Origin of the sequence: Novosphingobium guangzhouense (genome assembly GCF_002896965.1) — a bacterium.
Classification (GTDB): domain Bacteria; phylum Pseudomonadota; class Alphaproteobacteria; order Sphingomonadales; family Sphingomonadaceae; genus Novosphingobium; species Novosphingobium guangzhouense.
Window position 1 is genome coordinate 1 of sequence record NZ_LYMM01000059.1, and the last position, 25,703, is coordinate 25,703.

20 protein-coding genes and 1 other RNA gene are annotated in these 25,703 nt (G+C 63.4%); 13 read left to right on the plus strand and 8 right to left on the minus strand.

The genetic code is table 11. The annotated features are described in order from the left end of the window. The 10 genes from A8V01_RS20145 to A8V01_RS20190 all read left to right on the plus strand — a co-directional run. A partial coding sequence (locus A8V01_RS20145; RefSeq protein ID WP_281256518.1) for an ATP-dependent helicase C-terminal domain-containing protein occupies positions 1 to 1,019 on the plus strand: 1,019 nt, incomplete at its 5' end. A 45-nt stretch (positions 1,020 to 1,064) separates the two neighbouring features. Then, complete coding sequence (locus A8V01_RS20150; protein ID WP_103098109.1) at positions 1,065 to 1,343, plus strand: ETC complex I subunit; 279 nt, start codon at positions 1,065 to 1,067, stop codon at positions 1,341 to 1,343. An 80-nt stretch (positions 1,344 to 1,423) separates the two neighbouring features. Continuing rightward, an RNA gene (ffs, locus tag A8V01_RS20155) (signal recognition particle sRNA small type) lies at positions 1,424 to 1,520 on the plus strand. A gap of 121 nt (positions 1,521 to 1,641) precedes the next feature. Then, positions 1,642 to 3,585, plus strand: coding sequence for a DNA polymerase III subunit gamma/tau (locus tag A8V01_RS20160; RefSeq protein ID WP_211295091.1), 1,944 nt, complete (start codon positions 1,642 to 1,644; stop codon positions 3,583 to 3,585). Between the two features lies 1 nt (position 3,586). Continuing rightward, positions 3,587 to 3,922: a YbaB/EbfC family nucleoid-associated protein gene (locus A8V01_RS20165; protein ID WP_103098110.1), complete on the plus strand. Its 336-nt coding sequence runs from the start codon at positions 3,587 to 3,589 to the stop codon at positions 3,920 to 3,922. A gap of 300 nt (positions 3,923 to 4,222) precedes the next feature. Further along, complete coding sequence (lon, locus tag A8V01_RS20170) at positions 4,223 to 6,622, plus strand: endopeptidase La (protein WP_103098111.1); 2,400 nt, start codon at positions 4,223 to 4,225, stop codon at positions 6,620 to 6,622. Between the two features lie 234 nt (positions 6,623 to 6,856). Beyond that, the gene (locus tag A8V01_RS20175) at positions 6,857 to 8,272 is read left to right on the plus strand and encodes a DUF418 domain-containing protein (protein WP_103098112.1); all 1,416 of its coding nucleotides are present in this window, start codon (positions 6,857 to 6,859) and stop codon (positions 8,270 to 8,272) included. A 122-nt stretch (positions 8,273 to 8,394) separates the two neighbouring features. Continuing rightward, positions 8,395 to 9,420, plus strand: coding sequence for an aspartate-semialdehyde dehydrogenase (locus A8V01_RS20180; protein WP_103098113.1), 1,026 nt, complete (start codon positions 8,395 to 8,397; stop codon positions 9,418 to 9,420). A gap of 89 nt (positions 9,421 to 9,509) precedes the next feature. Further along, positions 9,510 to 9,953, plus strand: a complete 444-nt coding sequence (locus A8V01_RS20185) for a GFA family protein (RefSeq protein WP_103098114.1) — start codon at positions 9,510 to 9,512, stop codon at positions 9,951 to 9,953. A 19-nt stretch (positions 9,954 to 9,972) separates the two neighbouring features. Beyond that, complete coding sequence (locus A8V01_RS20190; RefSeq protein ID WP_103098115.1) at positions 9,973 to 10,731, plus strand: alpha/beta fold hydrolase; 759 nt, start codon at positions 9,973 to 9,975, stop codon at positions 10,729 to 10,731. Here A8V01_RS20190 and A8V01_RS20195 read toward each other — a convergent pair. Continuing rightward, the gene (locus tag A8V01_RS20195) at positions 10,728 to 11,144 is read right to left on the minus strand and encodes a cupin domain-containing protein (RefSeq protein WP_146037337.1); all 417 of its coding nucleotides are present in this window, start codon (positions 11,142 to 11,144) and stop codon (positions 10,728 to 10,730) included. The two genes, A8V01_RS20190 and A8V01_RS20195, sit on opposite strands and share 4 nt — an antisense overlap. Before the next feature lie 174 nt (positions 11,145 to 11,318). Between A8V01_RS20195 and A8V01_RS20200 the strand changes: the two genes are divergently transcribed. Beyond that, on the plus strand, positions 11,319 to 13,142 hold the full coding sequence (locus A8V01_RS20200; RefSeq protein ID WP_103098117.1) for a M2 family metallopeptidase: 1,824 nt from the start codon (positions 11,319 to 11,321) through the stop codon (positions 13,140 to 13,142). Here A8V01_RS20200 and A8V01_RS20205 read toward each other — a convergent pair. The 6 genes from A8V01_RS20205 to rpsF all read right to left on the minus strand — a co-directional run bounded on the left by A8V01_RS20205 (position 13,093) and on the right by rpsF (position 20,361). After that, positions 13,093 to 13,890 carry a sulfotransferase family protein gene (locus tag A8V01_RS20205; RefSeq protein WP_103098118.1) on the minus strand — a complete coding sequence of 266 codons (798 nt, stop codon included), beginning with the start codon at positions 13,888 to 13,890 and terminating at the stop codon, positions 13,093 to 13,095. The genes A8V01_RS20200 and A8V01_RS20205 overlap by 50 nt on opposite strands. A gap of 148 nt (positions 13,891 to 14,038) precedes the next feature. Further along, entirely contained in the window at positions 14,039 to 16,852 is a 2,814-nt protein-coding gene (locus tag A8V01_RS20210; protein ID WP_103098119.1) for a TonB-dependent receptor, read from the minus strand. Between the two features lie 522 nt (positions 16,853 to 17,374). Further along, entirely contained in the window at positions 17,375 to 18,805 is a 1,431-nt protein-coding gene (locus tag A8V01_RS20215; RefSeq protein ID WP_103098124.1) for an AMP nucleosidase, read from the minus strand. A gap of 351 nt (positions 18,806 to 19,156) precedes the next feature. Continuing rightward, positions 19,157 to 19,753 carry a 50S ribosomal protein L9 gene (rplI, locus tag A8V01_RS20220; protein ID WP_103098120.1) on the minus strand — a complete coding sequence of 199 codons (597 nt, stop codon included), beginning with the start codon at positions 19,751 to 19,753 and terminating at the stop codon, positions 19,157 to 19,159. Between the two features lie 15 nt (positions 19,754 to 19,768). After that, positions 19,769 to 19,993 (minus strand): 30S ribosomal protein S18, encoded by a 225-nt coding sequence (gene rpsR / locus A8V01_RS20225; protein WP_007686754.1) that lies wholly within the window; start codon positions 19,991 to 19,993, stop codon positions 19,769 to 19,771. 5 nt (positions 19,994 to 19,998) lie between these two features. Then, positions 19,999 to 20,361 (minus strand): 30S ribosomal protein S6, encoded by a 363-nt coding sequence (gene rpsF, locus A8V01_RS20230; RefSeq protein WP_008832807.1) that lies wholly within the window; start codon positions 20,359 to 20,361, stop codon positions 19,999 to 20,001. A 284-nt stretch (positions 20,362 to 20,645) separates the two neighbouring features. Here rpsF and A8V01_RS20235 point away from each other — a divergent pair, with 284 nt between their 5' ends. Both A8V01_RS20235 and A8V01_RS20240 read left to right on the plus strand, forming a co-directional pair. Beyond that, positions 20,646 to 23,300 carry a M1 family metallopeptidase gene (locus A8V01_RS20235; RefSeq protein WP_103098121.1) on the plus strand — a complete coding sequence of 885 codons (2,655 nt, stop codon included), beginning with the start codon at positions 20,646 to 20,648 and terminating at the stop codon, positions 23,298 to 23,300. Positions 23,301 to 23,524: 224 nt separating this feature from the next. After that, on the plus strand, positions 23,525 to 25,042 hold the full coding sequence (locus A8V01_RS20240; RefSeq protein ID WP_103098122.1) for an arylsulfatase: 1,518 nt from the start codon (positions 23,525 to 23,527) through the stop codon (positions 25,040 to 25,042). 493 nt (positions 25,043 to 25,535) lie between these two features. Here the strand turns inward: A8V01_RS20240 and A8V01_RS20245 are convergent. Continuing rightward, on the minus strand, positions 25,536 to 25,703 hold a 168-nt coding region (locus tag A8V01_RS20245), incomplete at its 5' end, for a flagellin (protein WP_281256519.1).

Here is a 25,703-nt window from a genome sequence, read left to right on the forward strand (position 1 = left end):
CGCGCCGCGCGGCGGGGCTGGTCGATGCGGGTGCGCCAGATGCTGGGCCAGAGGCGGTGCCGCCAGGCGTGCTGCTGGCGCTTGGCCGCCCCGACATGCTGGCGCGTCGCCGCGACGCTTCCGGGGAGACGTGGCTGAGCGCCGGGGGCAGAGGCTACGTGCTCGACCCCGCATCGCCGCTGGCCGCGCGCGAATGGATGGTGATCGGTGATGCGCAAGGGCAGGCCAGGGGCGCCCGCATCCTGTCGGGTGCGTCGCTGGAGCCGGCGGAGGTGGAAGCCTGGCTTGGCGATGCCGTCGAACGCCGCACGGTCCTGCGCTGGAATGACGCCGAGGCGAGGGTGGAGGCACGGCTGGAGCGGCGCCTTGGCGCGATCACGCTGGCAAGCGGCCCTGACCCGTCGCCAGATCCCGAAGCGATCCGCAGCTTCCTTATCGAACGAATCCGGCTCAAGGGCCTGTCGCTGGTGCCGCTGGGCAAGGGCGCGCAAAGCTTCCTGCGCCGCGCGCGCTATGCGGGCATCGCCGCGCTGGGCGAAGAGGCGTTGCTGGCAGACCTTGAGGACTGGCTCGGCCCCTTGCTGGGGCGCAGGCTGGACCAGCTTGACGGCGGCGCCGTGGCGCAGGCCCTGCGCAACCGCCTGACATGGGAGGACCAGCAGGCGATGGACCGGCTCGCGCCCCCCGAATTTCGCAGCCCCGCCGGATCGACTCATCCGATCGATTACGAGGACGAGGGCGGTCCTTCGGTGGAAGTGCGCGTGCAGGCGCTGTTCGGGCTGGATCGGCACCCCGGTTTCGGAAGTCCTGCGCAGCCGTTGCTGCTCAAGCTGACGTCGCCCGCCGGACGCCCGATCCAGACCACACGCGACCTGCCCGGCTTCTGGCGCGGATCGTGGCGCGACGTGCAGCGCGACATGAAAGGGCGCTACCCCCGTCACCGCTGGCCGGACGAGCCGTGGAACGAAGATCCCAGTCTCAAGACCCGCAACGCTTTCGAAGCAAGTCGCAAGGCGTGATTCGCGCTTGATTTCGGCAGCGATTCGGAGGCAAAGCAACGGCTCATGAGCGCACGTATCTATCAACGCCCGAAGAACGCCATGCAGTCCGGCAAGGCGCTGCTCGACCTGTGGACCCTTGAGTTCACGCCGTCGGAGGCAAAGAAGCCCGATCCCCTGATGGGCTGGGCCGGTTCGGGCGACATGCAGCAGCAGGTTATCCTGCGCTTCCCGACCTCGGAAGAGGCCAAGGCCTACGCCGACAAGTACGGCATCGAGGCGGCGATCCACGCCACGCCGCCGCGCCGGCTCAAGATCCAGGCTTACGCCGACAACTTCCGCTGATCTTCCATCGCCCCGGCCAAAGTCCGGGGCGTTGTCTTTCTAAGCGCTTGCATTCCCGTCGAAGCATCGCCATAGGGCGCTCCGGGAGTCGGACGGGCGCTTGCGTCCGCCAACTTGGTCAGGTCCGGAAGGAAGCAGCCACAACGGGTTGCGGCGGGTCGTTCGGCTCCTTCATTTCTCTACATCGCTGGAATATCATGGCTTTGTGCCCGCATGGGCGCGAAGTCTGTGGAACATGCGCGCAGGCGCACCGCTTTCCCCCTGACATCCCGGCCATCAGCCCCTAGTTTGGGCGACGATGGACGATTCACGCGACATGTTCGGCGACACGCCCCCCTGGGACGAAAACGCCGAGGACGACAAGCCCGACGCCGCCGAACTGGAGGCCGCCGGGCAGCAGTCGATGTTCGGCGATCCAGAGCCGGAAGCGAAGCCCGAACCGGCCCCCTCGGCAGCCGAACTCGAAGCGGCTGGACAGAGCGCCATGTTCGCGGCCGAGCCCGAACCCGCTCCGGTTCCCGCTCAGGCCGCGCCTGTCGAAGCCCCAGTCGAAGCTGCATCGGCCAAGGCCCCTGCCGGAACCACCGCGCGGCCCTATCGCGTGCTCGCGCGCAAGTATCGTCCGCAGACTTTCGCGGAGCTGATCGGGCAGGAAGCGATGGTGCAAACCCTTGCCAATGCGATCAAGCGTGACCGTCTGGCCCATGCCTTCCTGATGACCGGCGTGCGCGGGGTGGGCAAGACGTCTACCGCGCGCCTGATCGCCAAGGCATTGAACTGCATCGGCCCGGACGGGCAGGGCGGCCCCACGATCGACCCCTGCGGTCAGTGCGAGCCCTGCCTTGCCATTGCCGAAGGGCGCCACATCGACGTGATCGAGATGGACGCCGCCAGCCACACCGGCGTCGACGACGTGCGCGAGATCATCGAGGCGGTGCGCTATGCGGCGGTTTCCGCGCGCTACAAGATCTACATCATCGACGAAGTGCACATGCTGTCGCGCAATGCATTCAACGCGTTGCTGAAGACTCTTGAGGAGCCGCCGGCGCATGTGAAGTTCCTCTTCGCGACGACCGAGGTGGACAAGCTGCCCGTCACGGTCCTGTCGCGCTGCCAGCGCTTCGACTTGCGCCGCATTCCCGCGCCGATGCTGGCGGGCCACTTCGCCAATGTGTGCGAAAAGGAGGGTGTCGAGGCCGAAGCCGAAGCGCTGGCCATGGTCGCAGCCGCCGCCGAAGGTTCGGTGCGCGATGGCCTTTCGATTCTCGATCAGGCCATCGCCCATGCCGACCTTGACGGCGAAGGGCAGGTGCGTGCCGACAAGGTGCGCGACATGCTGGGCCTTTCGGACAAGAGCGTGCAGCGCAAGCTGATCGCTGCGATCCTCGATGGCAAGGGCGGCGATCTGCTGGACCTGGTCGCGCACCAGTTCGCGCTGGGCGTGGAGCCGATCGCGCTGATGCGCGGGCTGATGGACCTGACGCACCGCGTCGCCGTGGCGCAAGTCAGCGGCAGTGCCGATGCGCACTCCACCGAAGAGCGCGAGGCTATCGAAGGCTGGGCCAAGTCCTTGCGTGCAGGCCAGCTTCATCGCCTGTGGCAATTGCTGCTCAAGGGCCATGACGAAGTGAAGTCCGCGCCCGATCCGCTTGTCGCGGCGCAGATGGCCTTGCTGCGGATCATGCACGCCAGCGATATGCCCGATCCCGGCTCGCTGGTGCGCAAGATGGAGGAAATCGCCGCGCGCGCGCCGGCGGCACCGATGGCTGAAGGCGGGAACGCCGCCACCGGCGGGGCGCCTGCGTCCGGTCAGGCTGCTGCGGGTCATCAGCTTTCTTCGCCCGCCGCCATCGCGCCGCGCTGGGAGGCGCTGGTAGACGATGTCGAGCATGCGGGCGAAATGTCCGCCGCCAATACCATGCGTATGCAGGTGCGGGTGGTCGAACTCGGGGCCGGGCTGCTGCGCTATACGCAGCCGCCGGGCTTCAACGAGGATATTGCCGGGTTGCTGCGCAGCGCCCTGCAGGCCGCCACAGGCGAACGCTGGGAAGTGGCAAAGGTTACGGGGGAAGGCGCGCCTACCCTTGTCGAAGTGCATGAGGTGAAGAAGACCGCCGACGCCGAAGCGCTGCGCACTTCACCTCTGGTGGAAGCGACGCTGGCGGCGTTCCCCGGCGCCGAGCTCATTCAGGAAGATCGCCAGGTCGCCATTGGCGGCGGCGGCCGTAATTGGAGACGTTGAGATGAAGTCGATGGAAGAGATGATCCAGGCTGCCCAGCAGGCCGCCGAGACCATCCAGAAGCAGATGAACGAAACCCAGGGCAAGCTGGATCAGCTTGAGGTCGAAGGGCTTTCCGGTGGCGGCCTCGTCAAGATCCGCTGCTCGGCCAAGGGCCGCGTGATCGGCGTGGCGATCGATGACAGCCTGATGGTGGCCAGCGAAAAGCCGATCCTGGAAGACCTGATCGCCGCCGCCTACAACGACGCGCGCGTCAAGGCCGACTCGGTCGCGAATGAGGAACTTGCCAAGGCGCAGCAGGGCATGGGCCTGCCGCCGGGCTTCAAGCTGCCGTTCTAAGCGGCGCTTGCCTCTATCGGGTGCTGATCAGCTCAGCCTGAGCGATTGTTCGGGCTGGGCTTTTCTTTTCCGGCGACATTGCTCTGAAATGGTTCGGTTGGTGTGATTGTATCTCGAAATCGGACCCACCTGCTGATGCCTTCGCAAGTTGCCGGGGGTAATTTCCTGTAGCGGACAGGCGGGTTTCCACGGTCTTTCGCCTCTAAAAGATTGCAAGGCCGGTAAAACCCCCCATATCCTGCCCGATGAGCCGGGGTGGGCCTCAATGCCGTCCCCGTGCGAGATGATTGGACAAGTGCATTGAACCTGCTTCCGCTTCTGCCGCTGCGTGACATCGTCGTCTTCCCTGGCATGGTCGTGCCTCTTTTCGTCGGCCGTGAAAAATCGGTTGCCGCGCTTGAGGCTGCGATGGCGGGCGACAAGGATATCTTCCTTCTCGCCCAGCTGGACCCCAGCTGCGACGATCCCGATCGGGACGATCTGTACGATACCGGCGTGATTGCCAGCGTGCTGCAACTGCTCAAGCTGCCGGACGGCACCGTGCGCGTGCTGGTCGAAGGTCAGGACCGCGCCCGCCTCGAAACCCTGCGTTCCGAAACCACGGAAGAGGGTGAAATGCTGGTGGCCGGCGTCGAACTGATTGAACCGACCGAAAGCGAAGGCACCGAAGTCGCGGCGATGATGCGCACGGTGGTCGATCAGTTCAACGAATACGCCAAGCTCAACAAGAAGCTGAGCCAGGACGCGGGCGAACAGCTGGGCGATATCGAAGACGCCGCCAAGCTGGCCGATACCGTGGCAGCGCAGCTTTCGGCAAAGGTATCTGACAAGCAGGCGGTGCTTTCCGAAGCCGATCCGCTCAAGCGCCTTGAGATGGTCTATTCCTTCATGGAAGGCGAACTTGGCGTCCTGCAGGTGGAGCGCAAGATCCGCGGCCGCGTGAAGCGGCAGATGGAAAAGACGCAGCGCGAATATTACCTCAACGAACAGCTCAAGGCGATCCAGTCGGAACTCGGCGGCGGCGAGGGCGATGAGGCCAACGAACTGCAGGAACTGGCCGAACGGATCGAGAAGACCAAGCTCTCCAAGGAAGCCAAGGAAAAGGCAACGACCGAGCTGAAGAAGCTCAAGTCGATGCAGCCGATGAGCGCCGAGGCGACTGTCATCCGCAACTACCTCGACGTGCTGCTGGGCCTGCCCTGGGGCAAGAAGAGCAAGCTGAAGCGCGATATTTCCTCGGCGCAGGAAATCCTCGATGCCGATCACTACGCGCTGGACAAGGTGAAGGACCGCATCGTCGAGTATCTGGCGGTGCAGGCGCGTACCAACAAGCTGAAGGGGCCGATCCTGTGCCTCGTCGGCCCGCCGGGCGTGGGCAAGACGTCGCTGGGCAAGTCGATCGCCAAGGCGACGGGCCGCGAATTTATCCGCCAGTCGCTGGGCGGCGTGCGTGACGAAGCCGAGATCCGCGGCCACCGCCGCACCTACATCGGCTCGCTGCCGGGCAAGATCGTGACGAACCTGCGCAAGGCGGGCAAGTCCAACCCCTTGTTCCTGCTCGATGAAATCGACAAGCTGGGTCAGGATTTCCGCGGCGATCCGGCGTCGGCGCTGCTCGAAGTGCTCGATCCCGAACAGAACGCGAAGTTCCAGGACCACTATCTGGAACTGGACATCGATCTGTCGGACGTGATGTTCGTGTGCACCGCGAACAGCCTGAACCTGCCGCAGCCGCTGCTTGACCGCATGGAGATCATCCGTCTCGAAGGCTATACCGAAGACGAGAAGGTGGAGATTGCCGAACGCCACCTGATCCGCAAGCAGGTGGAAGCGCATGGGCTGAAGAAGGGTGAATTCACCCTGACCGAAGCGGGCCTGCGCGATCTGATCCGCTACTACACCCGCGAAGCCGGCGTGCGCACGCTGGAGCGTGAAGTGGCGCGTCTGGCCCGCAAGTCGCTGCGCCAGATCCTTGAAGGCAAGGCCAAGGAAGTCACGATCACGCCGGAAAACCTTGCGGACTTCGCAGGGGTGCGCAAATTCCGCCACGGCGTCGGTGAGGAAGAGCATCAGGTCGGCGCCGTCACCGGCCTTGCCTGGACCGAAGTGGGCGGCGAACTGCTTACCATCGAAAGCGTCACCGTGCCCGGCAAGGGCAACATCAAGGCCACCGGCAAGCTGGGCGACGTGATGAACGAGTCGATCTCGACCGCGTTCAGCTTCGTGCGCGCCCGCTCACCCGCCTATGGCATCAAGCCAAGCGTGTTCCACAAGAAGGACATCCACATCCACCTTCCCGAAGGTGCGGTGCCCAAGGACGGTCCTTCGGCGGGCATCGGCATGGTCACCTCGATCGTTTCGACGCTGACGGGCGTTCCCGTGCGCAAGGACGTTGCCATGACCGGCGAAGTCACGCTGCGTGGCCGCGTCCTGCCGATCGGCGGGCTTAAGGAAAAGCTGCTTGCAGCCTTGCGCGGTGGCATCAGCCTGGTGTTGATCCCCGAGGAAAACCGCAAGGATCTGGCCGAAATCCCCGATAACGTGAAGCAAGGGCTGGAAATCATCCCCGTCGCCCACGTCGACGAGGTGCTGGCCAAGGCGCTGACCGAACCGCTTACCGCGATCGAATGGACGGAGGCAGATGACCTTGCCGCCGCCCCGCCGCCGCATACGGCGGCGCAGGGTGCTACCGCACACTGATCGGCGTGTCCCATTACCTGGGGCAAGCGAACACAGGGTCGTGAAGCAATCGTGCTTCACGACCCTTTTCGTTTTCAAGGTGATGAATTTGTTCGTTATTGCCTGTGATAGAACTTGTGGCGATTTGGCTTGATCCAATTTGAACGGCAAATGTCATGAGTAATGGCGCAGTCTCTTAATTGACGGCGGTGAATGCTCTGCGTATTTTATTTATAAATACCGGTGAGGGCATTCATGGCGGGGGAATTGCTGCAATTCGGTCCGGTAAGGGGACGCGCGCGGATCGATGCGATCGACGTTCTGCGTGGGATTGCGATCCTGGGCATCCTGTTCATGAATATTCCTTTCATGGGCACGAACGTGTCGTCATGGATGTACGATTTCCGCCGTTTGTCGTGGAGCGCTGCGGATCAGGCGACCTGGGCGACTATCCAGATATTCTGGGACGGCACCCAGCGCGGCCTGTTCGAACTGCTGTTCGGTGCAGGCGTCATGGTCTTTACGGCCAAGGCCATGAAGCCTGATGACCCGGTGATCGTTGCCGATCTGTATTATCGCCGGAACCTGCTGCTCATGCTGTTCGGGCTCATCGATATTTTCGTGATTGCCTGGGTGGGGGACATCCTGCTTGCGTATGGCCTTGCGGCGCTGCTGCTGTTTCCGTTCCGCAAGGCATCGCCCAGGGTTCTGCTGGCGATGGGCATGAGCTTTGCCGCATTCGTGGCGGTGACAGGGGCCTTCGAATATCAGGAACAGGTGGAGCGCATCCACAAGGTCGAGGCGCTGCAACAGAAGCAGGCCAGCGGCGCCAGCCTGTCGGCCGAGGACAGGAAGACGCTGTCCGACTGGCAGGAGAAGGTCGACCGGCACGACTTGTCCAAACAGCCGGGCAAGAAGGATCAGCAGGCGATCGACGCCGAACGCAAGGCGCGCGAAGGGTGGCCGCACCAGTACGTGATGTTCGCATGGTTCATCTGGAACAAGATCTTCGGCGACGGCAATGGCCTGTTCTTCACCGTGCTGGAGGCCGTGCCCGCGATGTGCATCGGCATGGCGTTGTTCAAGTGGGGCGTCATCCAGGGAGACAGGTCGGCGGGGTTCTACGCAGGGCTGGCGCTTGCGGGCTATGTCGCGGGGTGCGGGCTGCGGGCTTGGTATGTCGTCGAAATCTTCCGGTTTACGCCATGGCCGAACTCCGGGATGATGACAGCCGAAGTCGCGCGGCTGTCCGTGACGCTGGGCCATGTCGGCCTGTTCAACCTGCTGATGAAGACCGCGACAGGCCGCACGGTCCTGGCGCCGTTCAAGGCGGCCGGGCGCATGGCGTTTTCCATCTATATCCTGACAAGCATTGTGACGATGTGGTTCGTTTTTGCGCCCTGGGGCCTGGGTTTGTGGGACAAGCTGGGCTGGATGCAATTGATGGTGGCCGCAGCGGTGATCGATGTGTTCATGCTGGTTTTCGCCAACCTTTGGTTGCGCTTTTTCCTGAGTGGGCCGCTGGAATGGAGCTGGCGTTCGCTGACGTACTGGACGCGCCAGCCGTTCGTGCGCGGTAAGGCTGTATCGCGCGAAGAAGGTGAATCGCCGCTTCCGGATGCGCCGGTTATGCCGGGGTCCGGCACGCCGCCCGGGGCCTTGCCAGCCTGAGGTCTCCCGCCTGACCTCTTCCGGATCGACCTTGCAACCCTTGCCCTGCGCGGTGCGGGCGGGTAACCCGCCCATCGTGTCGGCGCCCGCTTGTCCGGGCGCGCCTCTAAAGGGAATTTGCCATGGGTTATCGGGTTGTCGTCGTCGGTGCGACGGGGAATGTCGGCCGTGAAATGCTGAACATCCTGGCCGAACGTGAATTCCCGGCGGACGAGATCGCGGCGGTTGCGTCTTCGCGCTCGGTCGGCACCGAGATCGAGTATGGCGACACCGGGCGCATGCTCAAGGTGAAGAATGTCGAGCATTTCGACTTCACCGGCTGGGATATCGCATTGTTCGCTGCGGGTTCGGCACCGACCAAGATCTATGCGCCCAAGGCGGCGGCGCAGGGCTGTGTGGTGATCGACAATTCCTCGCTCTATCGCATGGACCCCGACGTGCCGCTGGTCGTGCCCGAAGTGAACCCCGAGGCGATCGACGGCTATAAGGCGAAGAACATCATCGCCAATCCGAACTGCTCGACCGCGCAGATGGTCGTGGCGCTCAAGCCGCTGCACGACAAGGCGAAGATCAAGCGCGTGGTGGTGTCCACTTACCAGTCGGTTTCCGGCGCGGGCAAGGTGGGCATGGACGAACTGTTCGAACAGAGCCGCGCGATCTTCGTGGGCGATCCGGTGGAGCCGAAGAAGTTCACCAAGCAGATCGCCTTCAACGTGATCCCCCACATCGACGTCTTCCTGGATGACGGTTCCACCAAGGAAGAGTGGAAGATGGTGGTGGAAACCAAGAAGATCCTGGACCCCAAGATCAAGGTGCAGGCAACGTGCGTGCGCGTGCCGGTGTTCGTGGGCCATTCCGAAGCGCTCAACATCGAGTTCGAGGAAGAGATCAGCGCCGAGGAAGCGCAGGATATCCTGCGTGAAGCGCCGGGCATCATGCTGGTCGACAAGCGCGAGGACGGTGGATACGTCACCCCGATCGAGGCGGTGGGCGACGGCGCCACTTACGTCAGCCGCGTGCGCGAGGATTCGACCGTGGAGAATGGTCTGGCGCTGTGGTGCGTGTCTGACAACTTGCGCAAGGGCGCGGCGCTGAACGCCGTGCAGATTGCCGAACTGCTGGGCCGACGCCATCTGAAGAAGGGCTGAGGCGCCTGTCGTCCCGGACCTGATCCGGGACGGCGCGGTTCCGGCAGGCGCGCCTTCCAATCCCTGCGGGGCGCGCTACCTTTGCGCGAATGAGCACCACCATGACAGGCGGCTGCCAGTGCGGCCGCATCCGCTATAGCGCGCAAGTCGAGCCCGACAAGGCGTACTTGTGTCACTGCAAGATGTGCCGGCACGCGACCGGCGGGGTTTCCATAGCTTTCGTCAATGCGCCTAAATCCGCCGTGCGATGGCAGAGGGAGCCGGATTGGTATGCGTCCTCAAAGATCGCGCGGCGGCCATTCTGCTCGCACTGTGGAACGCCGCTGGGGTTTGCGTTTCTGGATGGCGATAACATCGATCTGACTGTCGGCAGCTTCGACGATCCCGCGCCTTTCCGGCCCAGCCAGAACTATGCGACCGAAAGCATGTTGACGGCATGGACCGACGTGCGGCACTTGCCCGGCATGACAAGCGCCGAGAATGCCGGCGTGATGGACCGATGGAAGGCCGCCGGGATCCGGCCGCCCGAATAGACCAGAAGCGAGTTTGCCCGTGAGCGATGTGAAGACCGATTTCGTCGAAGGCTTCGGCGGGGCGAAGCTTGCCCTTCATACGGTGGGCCAGCCGGGCGGGCGGCCGCTGGTGCTGGTGCACGGGCTGTTTTCCAGCGCCGAGGTGAACTGGATCAAGTTCGGCAACGCCCGGATCCTCGCCGATGCCGGGTTCGAAGTGTTCATGCCGGACTTGCGCGCCCATGGGCAGAGCGATGGACCGCATGATGCCGCGGCGTATCCTTCGGATGTGCTGGTGCAGGATCTGCAGGCGGTCATCGCGTCGCTCAACCTTGTGGACTACGATCTTGGCGGTTTCTCGCTGGGCGCGCGGACGGCCGTGCGGGGCGTGCTGGCAGGACTGGCGCCGCAGCGGCTGGTGCTGGGCGGCATGGGGCTGACCGGCCTTTCGGGGTGGGCACGGCGCAGCGCGCACTTCATTGATGCCATCGATCGTTTCGGCACGATCGAGCGGGGCGACAAGGCATTCGTGGCGCAGGCGTTCATGAAATCGATGAAGATCGACCGGGTGGCGGCGCGGCTGCTGCTGGGGTCGGTGGACGATACCGCGGCCGATGCCATCGCCCGGATCGCCATGCCGACGCTGTGCGTGTGCGGCGCGGACGATCAGGACAACGGATCGGCGCAGGAACTTGCGGCCGCGCTTCCGCAGGGCACTTATGCCGAGGTTCCCGGCAATCACATGTCGTCGGTCACGTTCAAGGATCTGGGCCGCGCGATCGCGGAGTTTCTTGCCTAAATAGCGAACGGCACCGCTTCTGCCGGCCAGCCGTCGAAGGTTTCGGCAATGGCGGTCCAGTTGTTTGCGAAGCGGATGTTGATGGCGCGCAAGGTGGTGTCATCCGGGCGGGATGCTTCGTGGCCGTCGCCGGTGGTGTCGACGAAGACGAAGGCATCGCCGGGGCCGCCGGTAACGCTGCGCAGATCCCCATCGGTGACGGTGATGGTCAGGCGTCCTTCAAGGATCATCTGAAGGCTGCCGAAGTCCTTCGCGGTGTGGAAGCTGTCGGTGAAGGCGGGGCCTTCCCAGATCACCGTGCGCCAGCCCAGCGCGGGGCGCGGCGGGTCCAGATAGGACAGCCCGCCCGCCATGGTGACAGGGGCGATGCGGGAACGGCCTTCGGGCGTGGCGTAGACGACATGGATGGGCATGTGCGCAGCATGCACGGGGATGTGGGGCATCGCCGTGGCGTACTGGAGCTTTGATCGCTTGGCGACGATGCTGCGCCCGGTTCGCCACCGAGGATAAGCGCATCGCGGGCGGTTGATCCCGCGCGGAGGGCGGCTAATCTCATGCCCATTCAAAGGTTCAGAGAGGTTCCCCCCATGAAATTCGCCACCACCGCGCTTGCTGCGCTGGCCGCCGGCCTGTCGTTTGCGGCGGTCCCTGTCCATGCGGAAGACTATCCGCAAACGGCAGAGGGCGCCGCGAAGTTCGTTGCCGATGCAGAGAAGGATCTGTTCGACTTCTCGCTCGGCAACAATCAGGCCAACTGGGTCAATTACACCTATATCACCGAGGACACCGACGCGCTGGCCGCCGCGTCCAACGGCGAGCTTACCGAAAAGCAGGTGAAGTACGCGGTGGAGGCCGCGAAGTTCGCATCGGTGCAGGGACTGGATGCCGACGTATCGCGCAAGCTGGGTATTCTGCGGCAGGGCATCGTGCTGCCCGCGCCCAACACGCCCGGCGCGGCCGCGCAGCTGAGCGCAATCACCACGCGGCTGTCCTCCGCCTATGGCAAGGGCAAGGGCACGCTGGACGGCAAGCCGATCAACGGTTCGGACATCGAGGCCGAGATGGGCAATCTCGATCATACCCCGGCCGAATTCGCGGAAATGTGGACCACCTGGCACGACAACGTCGGCAAGCCGATGAAGGCGGACTACACGCAGATGGTGGGGATCGCCAATCAGGGCGCAAAGGAACTGGGCTTTGCCGACGTCGGCGCGATGTGGCGTTCCGGCTATGACATGACGCCCGAACAGTTCGCGGCGGAAACGCAGCGACTGTGGGAAGAGACCAAGCCGCTCTACCTGGCGCTGCATACTTACGTGCGCCGCAAGCTGAACGAGAAGTACGGCGATGCCGTGCAGCCGCGTACCGGCCCGATCCGCGCCGACCTGCTGGGCAACATGTGGGCGCAGGAGTGGGGCAACGTCTATCCGCTGGTGGCGCCGCAGGGCGCGGGCGATCTTGGCTATGACATCGGCGATCTGCTCAAGGCGCAGGGCAAGACCCCGCTCGACATGGTGAAGGCGGGCGAGGGGTTCTATTCCTCGCTGGGCTTCGATCCGCTGCCGGGCACCTTCTGGACCCGGTCGATGATCACCAAGCCCGCCGACCGCGAGGTGATCTGTCACGCCTCCGCCTGGGATGTCGACAACAAGGACGATATCCGCATCAAGATGTGCACGAAGGTTAATTCGGAGGACTTCGTCACGATCCACCACGAACTGGGCCACAATTACTACCAGCGGGCCTACAACAAGCAGCCGTTCCTTTATCTCAACGGCGCCAACGACGGTTTCCACGAGGCGATCGGAGACTTCATCGCGCTGTCGATCACGCCGCAGTATCTTGTGCAGATCGGCCTGCTCGACAAGGCGAAGGTGCCGGGCGCCGACAAGGATATCGGCCTGCTGCTGCGTCAGGCGATGGACAAGGTGGCCTTCCTGCCCTTCGGGCTGATGATCGACCGCTACCGCTGGGGCATCTTCGACGGTTCGATCCAGCCGGCCGACTACAACAAGGCGTGGACGAAGATGCGCCTTGATTATCAGGGCATCACGCCGCCTTCGCCGCGCGCTGACGACGGTTTCGATGCAGGCGCCAAGTTCCACGTGCCGGGCAACACGCCCTACACCCGCTACTTCCTTGCGCGGATCCTGCAGTTCCAGTTCTATCAGGCCGCATGCAAGCAGGCCGGGTGGAAGGGCCCGCTGCACCGTTGCAGCTTCTACGGCAACAAGAAGGTCGGCGAGAATCTGAACGCGATGCTGGCGATGGGCCAGTCCAGGCCCTGGCCCGATGCTCTCAAGACCTTCACCGGCTCGCCTCAGATGAGCGCCAAGCCGATGCTGGACTATTTCGCGCCGCTCAAGAAGTGGCTCGACGCGCAGAACAAGGGCGAGACTTCAGGCTGGTGACCCTGAGGGCGCCGCGCCAGAGGGCGAAATCCGCAGCGTAGAAGTCTTCGATGAAGGCTTCCTGGCTGGGATTGAGCCGGATCGGCGCGGTGCCCGAGCGGCTGTTGCTGCTGCCGTTCAGGCGGGGCAGGGCGTCCAGTTCGTCAAGCCCCATGATTTCGCCCAGGCTGTCGATCTCCTCGTAGGGGATCAGGTTGTCGACGCGGCAGCTGCCTTTTGCGTCGGTCAGATACCAGGACTGCGGGCGAAAGATGTGATCGATGTCGAAGGGGCTGCGTGCGGTGGCGAGGTGGTCGATCGCATCGTCCACGCATCCGAACGCGCGGTAACGTTCGTTGAACGGGCGGGCGACCTTGCGGTCCTGCGTGCCGCCGCTGCTGGCATAGGCGAAGGCGGAGCGGAACCGGCAGACCGGATCGCGCAGGATCGCGAAGCTTGGCAGGTCCAGCACCTGCGGCGCGACGCTGGCGTAATAGCGCACCGTCTCATGCTTGATCTGGGTGCCGTAAAGCTGGTGGCACACCGAGGTGCCCGCATTCTTGGGAACGTGGATGAACAGCACGCCTCGCTGCTGGATGGTTGAGATGCGCTCGCGCCGCTTGGCATTGGGCCGATAGGGCAGCGGAGAGCGGGCCAGCCTTTCTGGAACGTCGCTGACAAGGCGCACACCGAAGGCGGAAGCGATCAGGCGGTTGATCCCGGCGGTGCCGCGGGTGCCTGAGGGCGATGAGTACGAGTGCTTTGGCATGCCCCGAAGGCTATGGGGCGAACTTGAACGGGCAATTTCATCAATATTGCATTCAGGCGAGCGGAAGCGCCCCTGCGGCGGATGCCGCAAGGACGCTTTCGTTCGTGGATCGAAGGGGTGATTCGCACCCCTCCTTTCACGCGTCGGATCAGAAGTCGACGGTGATGCCGGTGAAGAACGTCCGGCCGTAGACGTCGTAGGTCGACGGATAGGTGTTCGACTGCTCCTGATTGTCACCCAGCACCGGCGGCTTCTTGTTGAACATGTTGTTCATGCCGATATTCCAGGTGAAGCGCTTGGCCACGTCGACGCTCGCGCTGAGGTCGAAGTAGTCGTAGGCCTTGATCTTCTCGACCGCATAGGCCGTCGAACCATCGTCGTCCTTGACAGAGGAGAGGTGGCGCCAGGCGAGCGAAACGCTGGCCTTGTCGTTGGACCAGGTCACGCGGTTGTTGAAGCGCCACTTGGCGTAGACGTTGCCGCAATACAGGCCGAACTTGCCCGCGCAGTCATAGGACAGGTCGGGGATCGACGCGATCGGGCTGAACGTCCAGCCCATCAGGTACGAACCGGCCACGCGCAGGCTCAGCTTGCCGGCATCGTTGCCGCCGATGGTCAGCGGAACCGCGTACTGGGCATCGAAGTCGATGCCGTCGGTCTTGACGCCGCCGGTGTTGCTCAGGTTGTCGACCGCGCCGGTGACGGTGCCGGTGCTGTCACGCGGCAGGAGCGAGCAGTAGCTGGTGTCATACGCGGTCCAGCCATTGCTCTCGGTGCCGTAGCAGGCCGACAGCAAGTTGGGCGTGCCTACCGCCGAGATGAAGTTGTCGATCTTGATGCGGTAGTAGTCGACGGTGATCGACAGGCCGGGGATCATCCGCGGCTGCAGAACGACGCCGAAGGTGTAGGTGTTGGCGGTTTCTTCACGCAGGCTGGTGTTGCCGCCGTTGTAGCTTTCGATCTGCGTTGCGCCGCCGTTGTAATCGTCGCTGCCGACCGATGCCGAAGGCACGCCCGAAGCGATGCACGCCGCGTTGAGGCTGGCGCTGGTAAGCGCGGCCGAGGTCGAGCACGGATCGGTTGCCGTCTCGAAGTTCTGGGCGCTGCCGCTGTAAAGGTCGTTCACCGTCGGCGCACGCACCGCGCGCGAGAACTGGGCGCGCAGGCTGATGTCCTTGATCGGCGCGTAAACGAGCCCGGCCGAGAACGTGCCCACCGACTTGGCCGCCGTCGAATAGTAGGAATAACGGGCTGCGCCGTTGAATTCGAGGCGTTCGATGAAGGGCTTGTCGGCGATCAGCGGGATGTTGACCTCGGTGAACAGCTCCTTGACGCTGTAGCCGCCGGCGGTTGGCTGGTTGCCGTTGAAGCCGATCACGTCGCCCGAGGACAGCAGTTCGTCCGGGTTGTAGCTGCCGTGTTCGTGGCGATATTCGCCGCCGAACGCGAAGCCTGCCGGGCCGGCGCCAAGGTCGAACAGGTTGTTGTTGCTGATCGCGCCGCTGACGACCTTTTCGGTGATGGTCGAACGGTTGACGGTGTCTACCGACAGGAACTCGACCGCCGCGTCGCTGATGTTGCCCGCGCCGAAGATGTTCACGGGCACGCAGCCGTTGCTGGTGTCGGTGCAGACGAGGTTGCCGTCAGCGTCGGTCGTGGTCAGCAGGCCCTGCTGCAGACGGCTGCGCGAGATGTTGCCGTACTGGTACTCGGTACGCTTGGTGCGCGAGAAGCTGGCATAGGCGTCATAGCTCCAGTCTCCGCCGATATCGCCGCGTGCGCCGATCAGGCCGCGCACCGCCTTGCTGTCGGTCACCTGCACGCGGTCGCCGATCTCGGTCAGGCGACGGTAGATGTTGGCGGTGGTGTAACCGTCGCCATCGGTGTCGTAGCTCTGCAGCAGGGCCTGGCTATCCGCCGAGAGATAGGGGCTGTTGTTGTCGATCGAGAAGCTGCCGGTCGCGGGGGTCGGCGCCAGCTGGTTGCGCACGCGGTTGTGCACGTACTGGCCCTCGGCGTAGACGGTCAGCGCGCTGCTCACGTCGAAGTGGGCCTGGCCGAACAGCAGTTCGCGCTTCTGCGGAACCTGCAGGTAGTTCTCGGTCGCGTAGTTGTAGGCGTCCGACGAGGTGTAGGGCGAATAGCCGCCGTTCTCGTCGAACTTGTAGTTGCTGCCGCCGATGGCAAGACGCGTCGCGGGGATGGAGGGCGAACCGCCGTCGACAAGGCCGCCTTCGCCGTCATCGGTCTGGGCCACGCGGGTGTAGCTGCGTGCCGCCTGCGTGATCGCCTTGCGCTTGGTATATTCGCCATAGAGCGTCACGTTGCCGCGGCCGTCGGCGAAGTTCTTGCCGACCAGAAGGCCACCCGTGTACTGGGCGCCGTCGCCTGCGTCGGTCAGACGGTAGTTGCCGTTGGCCTGAACGCCGTCGAAGTCCTGCTTGGTGACGAAGTTGACGACGCCGGTAACCGCGTCCGAACCGTAAACGGCCGACTTGCCGCCGGTGACCACGTCGACGCGCTCCAGCAGCGCGGTCGGGATCGTGTTGAGATCGACGATCTGGTTGGTGTCGTAGGACACATAGCGGCGGCCGTTCACCAGCACCAGCGTGCGCGAGGCGCCAAGGCCGCGCAGGTTGGCGGTGGCAACGCCGTCACCCGGATTGTTCGACGCGCCGGTCTGGTCGGGCACCAGCTGCGGGATTTCCTTCAGGACGTTCTCGACGTTGACCTGGCCGGTCGCCTTCATCTCGGAAGCGGTCATCGCCATGATCGGCGCGGCCTGCTCAAGGTTGGCGTTGCGCAGGCGTGAGCCGGTGACGATGATGGCTTCGCCCTGTTCCGGTGCCTGATCGGCAGCGGCATCTGCCGCCGGGGCCGCGTCCTGTGCCTGTGCGGCAGTGGCGGGAAGGCCCATGAGCAGGGTGGACGCCAGCAGCAGGCGCTTCATCTCGGATGTCATTGATGCTCCTTTTTCGCAGTCTCCGACGAGGTCGAAGTCGACGGCGCCGGAAGCAGGCGATGGCGTCTGCTCCCGAGAGCATCGGGCTGTCATCAAATAATCATAGAGCGAGGAATAATGAGTTTGTGTCGTTGTATATGGATCACATCTATTTCAAATGATGAAATAAACATGAAACATATGTGAAATTTGTATCTGCAATTTTTCAGAGCAAGTAAAAATAATTTGCACATCTTCTTATTGGAATAAACGTTTTTAGGGAAAAGTAAAACGTTCAAGTGCGAGTGGTGCTTATCTTTTGCCAATCGGAATAAGATTGCGTTGGTGGCGGCAGGCGTTTCGGGTTCAGGGTATAAAATTACCGTCGGGAAGAATATCAACGCTCCGTTGCGCAGCGAAGTTCTGGTGGCGGGAAATCGAGTGCCGACCGTTGCGGCTTTCATCTGACGGCGTGCACGAAAAAGCCGACCGTCGCTGATCGTGCGACGGTCGGCTTCTTGTAATGGCCGCTGGAGCGGGTGCTTAACGGAAGGGCGGTTCGTTGAACGCGCGCAGCTTGCGGGAATGCAGGCGGTCACCCTGTTCGCGCAGCAGGTCGCAGGTGATCAGGCCGATCTTGAGGTGGCTGGCAATCGCTTCTTCATAGAAGCGGTTGGCCTGACCCGGCAGCTTGAGTTCGCCGTGCAGCGGCTTGTCCGATACGCACAGCAGCGTGCCGTAGGGAACGCGGAAGCGGTAGCCCTGAGCGCTGATCGTGGCGCTTTCCATGTCAATGCCGATCGCGCGGCTGAGTGAGAAGCGCTTGGCCGATTCGGTGTAGCGCAGTTCCCAGTTGCGATCGTCCGTGGTGACGATGGTGCCGGTGCGCATCCGCTTCTTGAGGTTCGCGCCGCCTTCGCCGCTGACCACTTCGGCCGCCTGCGCCAGCGCCAGCTGCACTTCGGCGATGGCGGGCAGCGGGATTTCCGGCGGCAGCACGGGGTCGAGCACGTGGTCGTCGCGCAGGTACGCATGGGCGAGCACGTAGTCGCCGATGCGCTGGCTTTCGCGCAGGCCGCCGCAGTGGCCGATCATCAGCCATGCTTCGGGGCGCAGTACCGCAAGGTGGTCGGTGATGGTCTTGGCGTTCGACGGGCCGACGCCGATGTTGACCAGCGTGATGCCCGAACCGTCCTTGCGGATGAGGTGGTAGGCAGGCATCTGGTGGCGGCGCCATGCAGTGTCGGACAGGCGCGCGCGGGCGTTGTCGACCGGGGCGTCAAGGTAAAGGCCGCCCGCACCCGAAAGCGCGACATAGCCGTCCGAACCGATCTGCTGCCCGGCCCAGTCGACGAATTCGTCAACGTAGCGGTGGTAGTTGGTGAACAGCACGAAGCGCTGGCAATGGTCCGGGCTGGTGCCGGTGTAGTGCGCCAGGCGCGCCAGGCTGAAGTCGGTGCGCAGCCCGTCGAACAGCGCCAGCGGATGCGGTTCGTCTTCCCCCGAAAGGAACGTGCCGTCCGCGATCTCGTCGCCGATCATCGCCAGTTCGGTGCTGGGGAAGTGCGAGGCCAGTTCCTGCGGGGTCACGGTGCCGACCGAAACGCCTTCGAGCACGTAGGGGAAGGGGATCTCCTGCGTGGACGGCGCGACTTCGAATTCGACTTCGTATTCCGCCTCGATCAGCGCGAGCTGTTCTTCGAGGTAGGAGGCGAAGAGGTGCGGCCGCGTGACGGTGGTGGCGTAAGTGCCGGCCATCTCAAGCCGCCCGAACGCGCGCGAGGCGCGGGCGTTGAGTTCGGTGCCGCGATAGGTGATGCGCAGTTCCGGATAGGTCCAGGCGCGTTCGCTGCGGCGGTCGGCGGGAGGAAGGGTGCCGTTGTCTACAAAGGCGGCGATATCGGCCTTGAGGGTGGAAACGGCGGCTTCGTAAACGCGGACCAGTTCCGCGAGGGTTTCTTTCATCGTTTGCATGGCCATCTATTACGCATTCCCTGCCGAGGCGCAATAGGGGCGGATGTGGGCAGGGTGATGACGGTGGCGCGCGGTGCGTATGGGGCTTCGCCCATTAAGCTCGTCACCCTGAACTTGTTTCAGGGTCCATCCCTCCGCGCTACCGGCGCTGTGAACAGCAGGCTGAGGGTGCGGTTTGTTTTTCCATACTTCGGGGCAGGCTGCACGATGGACCCTGAAACAAGTTCAGGGTGACGGGGAGTATGGCCCCGCGACAGGAGCGGATGATCTTAGCCCGTTTCAAAAAGGAAAAGCCCCCGTTCCGCTTGGGAACGAGGGCTTTTGTATTCCTCGGATATCCGAAGGAAGGACTTAGGCCTGAGCCTCGCCCTCTTCCTCGGTTTCCTCGACCGCGATTTCGCCGGGTTCGGCGTTCGGGTCGTAAGCTTCGGTGAAGCCCGAGACGTCCTGTTCGAACATCGCGGCCATCACGTCCACGCCCTGCGACTGCAGTTCGGCTTCGTCGGGCGAACGTGCGACGTTCACCTTGACGTTGACCGCAACTTCAGGGTGCAGGTTGACCTTGACGTCGAAGATGCCGAGCGTCTTGATCGGGCGTTCAAGCACGATCATCTGCTTTGCAACGTTGGCGCCCTGTTCGTTCAGGCCGTCGACGATGTCGCGGACCGAAACCGAACCGTACAGCTGGCCCGAGTTCGAAGAGGCGCGGATCAGAACGATCTGCTTGCCTTCGACGTCGCCCGACTGGGCTTCGGCGGCCGTGCGACGCTCAGCGTTGTCGGCTTCGATCTTGGCGCGGTTGGCTTCGAAGACCTTCTTGTTCGCGTCGTTGGCGCGAAGGGCCTTCTTGTTCGGAAGCAGGTAGTTACGGGCGTAACCGTCCTTGACCGAGACGACGTCGCCGATGGCGCCGAGCTTCTCGATGCGCTCCAGGAGGATGATCTGCATGGGTAGGTCCCTCCCTTACTTCACGATGAAGGGAAGCAGGCCGATGTGGCGGGCGCGCTTGATAGCCTGGCCCAGCTCACGCTGCTTCTTGGCGGAAACCGCGGTGATGCGGCTGGGGACGATCTTGCCACGCTCGGACATGAAGCCCTGAAGCAGACGAACGTCCTTGTAATCGATCTTCGGCGCGTTCTTGCCCGAGAACGGGCAGGACTTGCGGCGGCGGAAGAATGCACGTGCCATGGAAATCAGTTCCCTTCACGTTCGCGACGGCGAGTACGCTCGCGGTCGGTCTTGCGCATCATGACCGAAGGGCCTTCCTCGTGCTCGTCAACGCGGATGGTGACGTAGCGGATGACGTCTTCGTTGATCTGCGTCTGGCGCTCGAGTTCGGCGACGACATCGCCCGAAGCCTCGATGTTCAGCATCACGAAGTGAGCCTTGCGGTTGCGCTTGATCTTGTACGCGAGATTCTTGAGGCCCCAGGTTTCGGTCTTGACGACCTTGCCCTGGTTCGACTCGACGATCTCGGTGGCGGCGGCAGCAAGCGCATCGACCTGCGCCTGGCTGAGGTCCTGGCGTGCCAGGAACACGTGCTCATATAGAGCCACGGCAGCTTCCTTTATCTAGTCTAACCGATCGCTGGCGACTCGCGGGATTGCGAGGCCCCTCCGGCTTTCTTTGGGTTTCCCCGTGTCGCTCGGACTTTGGGGAAGGGCGGCCCTTAGCGGATTTGCGGCGGAATGCAAGCGCGGCGTGGGCGGAGGGAGCTTCGAGGCGCTTATCCCCAGCAGGTCTCACGCAGCGTTTAAAATTGCACATTACAGGTAAATTGTTGCGTGACCGCGACAGGACGTTAGCAATGCGCCATCCCCCTTTCTGGTGTGAGTCGTCCATGAAGAAACCGTATCGTCGCGCCGCGCTGGCGCTTCTCGCCGGCGTTGCCCTTCCGTTTTCCGTTTCCGCGCAGGATATCGGCACAGCCTCCACCACCAAGGGTGCCACGGCCGAGACGGTGACCACGCAGCTTCCGCGCAGCGTGCGCCCCAATCACTATGACATCACCGTCAGCCCCGATGCCAAGGCGATGACCTTTACCGGCAAGGCCGCGATCACGGTCGATGTCGTCGAAGCGACCAGCACGATCACGCTACAGGCCGCCGACCTTGCCATCGCCAAGGCGGCGCTGACGAAGGGCGGCAAGAAGGCCGGCACGCCGACCGTCTCGCTCGATGAAAAGGCGCAGACCGCGACTTTCACCTTCGCCAAGCCGGTTGCGCCGGGCAGCTACGTGCTGTCGATCGATTATACCGGCAAGATCAACACGCAGGCCTATGGTCTCTTCGCGCTTGACTACAAGGCGGCGGACGGTTCGGCCAAGCGCGCGCTGTTCACCCAGTTCGAAAACTCGGACGCGCGCCGCTTCATGCCTTCGTGGGACGAGCCGTTCTACAAGGCGACCTTCAGCCTGAAGACGATCGTGCCGACCGAGGAAGTCGCCGTCGGCAACCTGCCGGTGGAAAGCCGCAAGGATCTGGGAGGCGGCAAGACGCTGGTAACCTTCGGCACCAGCCCGAAGATGTCCACCTACCTGCTGTTCTTCGGCCTCGGCGATTTCGAGCGCAAGACGAAGATGGCCGGCCAGACCGAAGTGGGCGTGCTGACCAAGAAGGGCGATCTGGCGCAGGCGGACTATGCGCTCAATGCCTCGGCCGACCTTTTGCCGTGGATGAACAGCTACTTCGGCGAGACGTACCCGCTGCCGAAGCTGGATCATATCGCGGCGCCGGGGCGCAGCCAGTTCTTCTCCGCGATGGAAAACTGGGGCGGCATCTTCTACTTCGAGAACGCGATGCTGCTTGATCCCAAGATCGCGTCCAACGCCCTGCGCGAGCGCATCTTCACCGTTGTTGCGCATGAAATGGCGCACCAGTGGTTTGGCGATCTCGTCACCATGTCGTGGTGGGACGACCTGTGGCTGAACGAAGGCTTCGCATCGTGGATGGAAGGCCGCGCGACGGAGAAGTTCCATCCCGAATGGCACCCGGAACTGACCGCGCTGGGATCGCGGGAACTGGCGATGGGCCAGGATGCCTATGTCACCACGCACCCGGTCATCCACCCGATCGCGACGGTGGAGGAAGCCAGCCAGGCCTTCGATTCGATCACCTATTCCAAGGGTGAGGCGGTGATCCGCATGCTTGAGGCTTACGCCGGTTCGGCCGAGTGGCAGAAGGGCGTGCAGGCCTACATGGCGCGCTACAAGCACTCCAACACCGTCACCGACGATCTGTGGCGCGAGATCGACAAGGCTTCGGGCAAGCCGATCAGCCAGATCGCGCACGACTTTACCCTGCAGCCGGGCATTCCGCTGGTGAAGGTGACGTCCTCGTGCACCGCGGGTTCGACCACGCTGGCGCTGGAGCAGGGCGAATTCACCCGCGACCGCGCCGACAAGCAGCCGCTGGCATGGCGCGTGCCGGTCAGCGCTGCGGGTACGGACGGCACCAAGGCAGAGACGCTGCTGCAGGGCAAGGGCGCGCTCAAGGTTGCGGGCTGCGGCCCGGTGGTCGTGAACGCGGGGCAGTCGGGCTATTACCGCGTGCTTTATGACGCGAAGACCTTCGCGGGGCTGGCCAAGGGCATCGCTTCGGTGCAGCCGGTTGACCAGCTTGGCATCCTCAACGATGCGGTCGCGCTTGGCTATGCGGGCAACCAGCCGATGGCCGACATGCTCGACGTGGTGAAGAACCTGCCCGCCGGTGCCTCGCCGCAGGTGATGGAGCGTGCGGCCAAGGTGATCGGCGGCCTTGCCGACTTCACCAAGGACAACGCCAAGCGCAAGGCGGCGCTTTCGCGCTTCGCCTCGGCGCGTCTGCTGCCGGTGCTCAACACGCTGGGCTGGGAACCGAAGGCGGACGAGCAGGCCACCGCCGGTGACCTGCGCGCCACGCTGATCGACACGCTGGGCACGCTGGGCGAGCCGTCGGTGGTGGCGGAGGCGCGCCGTCGCTTTGCCGATCCGGCCTCGATCGATCCTTCGGTGAAGGTGGCGGTGCTTACCGTCGTTGCCAAGAATGCCGACGCCGCGACCTGGGAAAAGCTGCACACGATGGCGCAGGAAGAAACCTCGGCGCAGGTCAAGACCACGCTCTATTCGCTGCTGGGCCGCGCGAACGACAAGGCGCTGGCCGACAAGGCGCTGGCCCTGTCGCTGACGGATGAGCCGGGCGTCACCACCAGCCCGGTGATCGTCAGCGCCGTGGGCACCGAGCATCCCGAGCAGGCATTCGACTTCGTGGTCGCCAACTACGACGCCGTGATGAGCCGCGTGGATAGCTCTGGCGCCACGCGCTACGTCGGCCGCCTTGCCACCGGCAGCGCCGATCCGGCGATGCCGGCCAAGCTGGACGCCTATGCCAAGCAGCGCCTTGCCGCCGGTTCGCGTCGCCCGGTGGACGAAGCGATCGCCAAGATCCAGGACCGCATCAAGGTCGGCCAGACCCGCATGCCGGAAGTGGACGCCTGGCTCGCCAAGCAGGGCTACTGAGGAAACGGGAAGGGGTGGTCGAAAGACCGCCCCTTTTCATTTCAGTATTTTACGCGAGGGGCGCGACATTGTTTCCCCCCTCGTGCCCCTCTTTTTCCGGCCTTCTTCTCCCCTTGCCGACCTGGCGCACCATCTGGGATGGCCACGGTCATTCTAAGGGTTAACACCGATGCAGTCCGCGCCATCAGGCTCGCACACTGCGGCTTCCTTGCGGAGGAAGCATCGTGTCTACAAAGCGACCCAATATTCTCGTTATCTGGGGTGACGATATCGGCTGGCAGAACGTCAGCGCCTACGGGCTTGGTACGATGGGCTACACCACGCCCAACATCGACAGCATCGGCTACGGTGGCATCCGCTTCACCGACCATTACGCCCAGCAGTCCTGCACGGCGGGACGCGCGGCGTTCATCACGGGGCAGTATCCGATCCGTTCAGGGATGGTGACTGTGGGCCAGCCCGGCGACCTGCTTGGGCTGCAGCCCGCATCCCCGTGCCTTGCCGAAGTGCTCAAGGACGCCGGATATCGCACCGGCCATTTCGGCAAGAGCCACCTTGGCGACCGCAACGAGCACTTGCCGACCAACCACGGTTTCGACGAGTTCTTCGGCAACCTCTATCACCTCAACGTGTCGGAGGAAGAGGAGCAGCGCGACTATCAGAATTTCGCCAAAGCGCATTCAGGCAGCGTCGAAGCCTATATGAAGAAGTTCGGACCGCGCGGCGTGATCCACAGCTGGGCCACCGATGTCGACGATCCGACCGAGGATCCGCGCTACGGCAAGGTCGGCAAGCAGAAGATCGTCGACACCGGCCCGCTCCACCAGGAACGCATGCACGAGATCGACGAGCTGGAATTCATCCCGCCGGCACTGGAATTCATGCAGAAGGCCAAGGACGCGGACGAGCCGTTCTTCGTCTGGCTCAACACCAGTCGCATGCACCTTTACACGCGCCTTAACGACAAGTGGCGCTATGCGGCGGAGAAGTACACCTCCGAGGCCGACCTGCACGGTTCGGGCATGTTGCAGCACGACCATGACGTGGGCATCGTGCTGGACTGGCTCAAGGAGAACGGGCTCGAAGAGGACACCATCGTCTGGTACTCGACCGACAACGGGCCCGAGCACTCGTCCTGGCCGCATGGCGCCACCACCCCCTGGCGGGGCGAGAAGATGACCACTTACGAGGGCGGCGTGCGCGTGATCTCGATGCTGCGCTGGCCGGGCGTGATCGAACCGATGCAGCTCAAGAACGGCATCCAGTGCCATCAGGACATGTTCACCACGCTGGCCGTCGCGGCGGGCGTGGCCGACGTGAAGGAGAAGGTGCTGGCCGAGAAGGAACAGTACATCGACGGTGAGAACAACCTCGATTACTGGTTGGGCAAAGCCGAGGATTCGGCGCGCAACCACATCTTCCACTACAACGAATCCAAGCTCACATCGCTGCGCATGGGGCCGTGGAAGTGGCACTTCTCGACCAATGAGGACTATTACGGAACGATTTCCGGGCGCTCAAAGCCGCTGGTCTTCAACATCCGCATGGACCCGTTCGAAAGCTACGACAATTCGGACAGCTACGGCCACCTCATCCAGAAGGTGGCGTGGCAGAACGGCCCGCTGGGTGAACTGATGAAGGAGCACCTGATGACCCTGGACAAATATCCTCCGGTTCAGGGCGGCAAGAGCTTCGACATGTCGAACGTGGTCGAGCAGTTCATGAGCAAGGGTCACGATTAGGGGGCACGACAGGGGCCGCGACAAGCCTCACGACAGGCCCTAAGACGCAATCAAGGGGAGGCCGGGCGGGAAATCCCGTCCGGCTTCTCGTGTCATGCCCTTGCTGCGCCCCGCTTTCCTACACAGGGCGGGGCGGCGTATCATCCGGCCCGATGACGCGCTTTTTCGACCCGCGATGCCCGCAAGGTGACACTTGTGAAACGCAAAGTGACACCTTTCGAACGCAAGGTGACACCTGTCATGCATAAGGTGACACTTCTGGCACGTAAGGTGACACATTCGGCAGGCAAGGTGACACATCGATGCTGCATCGGCGCTGCGAAATAACGGTTTTGCGCTATTTTCCCAGCGCAAGGTGACACCTTCTGACCCTTCTGGACGGTGTAAACCGTGTAAACCTGCAAGGCAGACATGGAAACGCCCGACGGTCGGGGGAAACGACCGCCGGGCTTCCGGGCCTTCCGGGGGACGGAAAGGCTTTTTATCCAGTCTCTTAGCGCAGCAGCGAGAGGACGTTCTGCTGGCTCTGGTTGGCCTGTGCGAGCATCGCGGTGGATGCCTGGCTGAGGATCTGTGCCTTGGCCATCGCGGTGGTTTCGGCCGAATAGTCGGCGTCCTCGATGCGGCTGCGGGCGTCGGACAGGTTGGTCGTGGTGTTGGT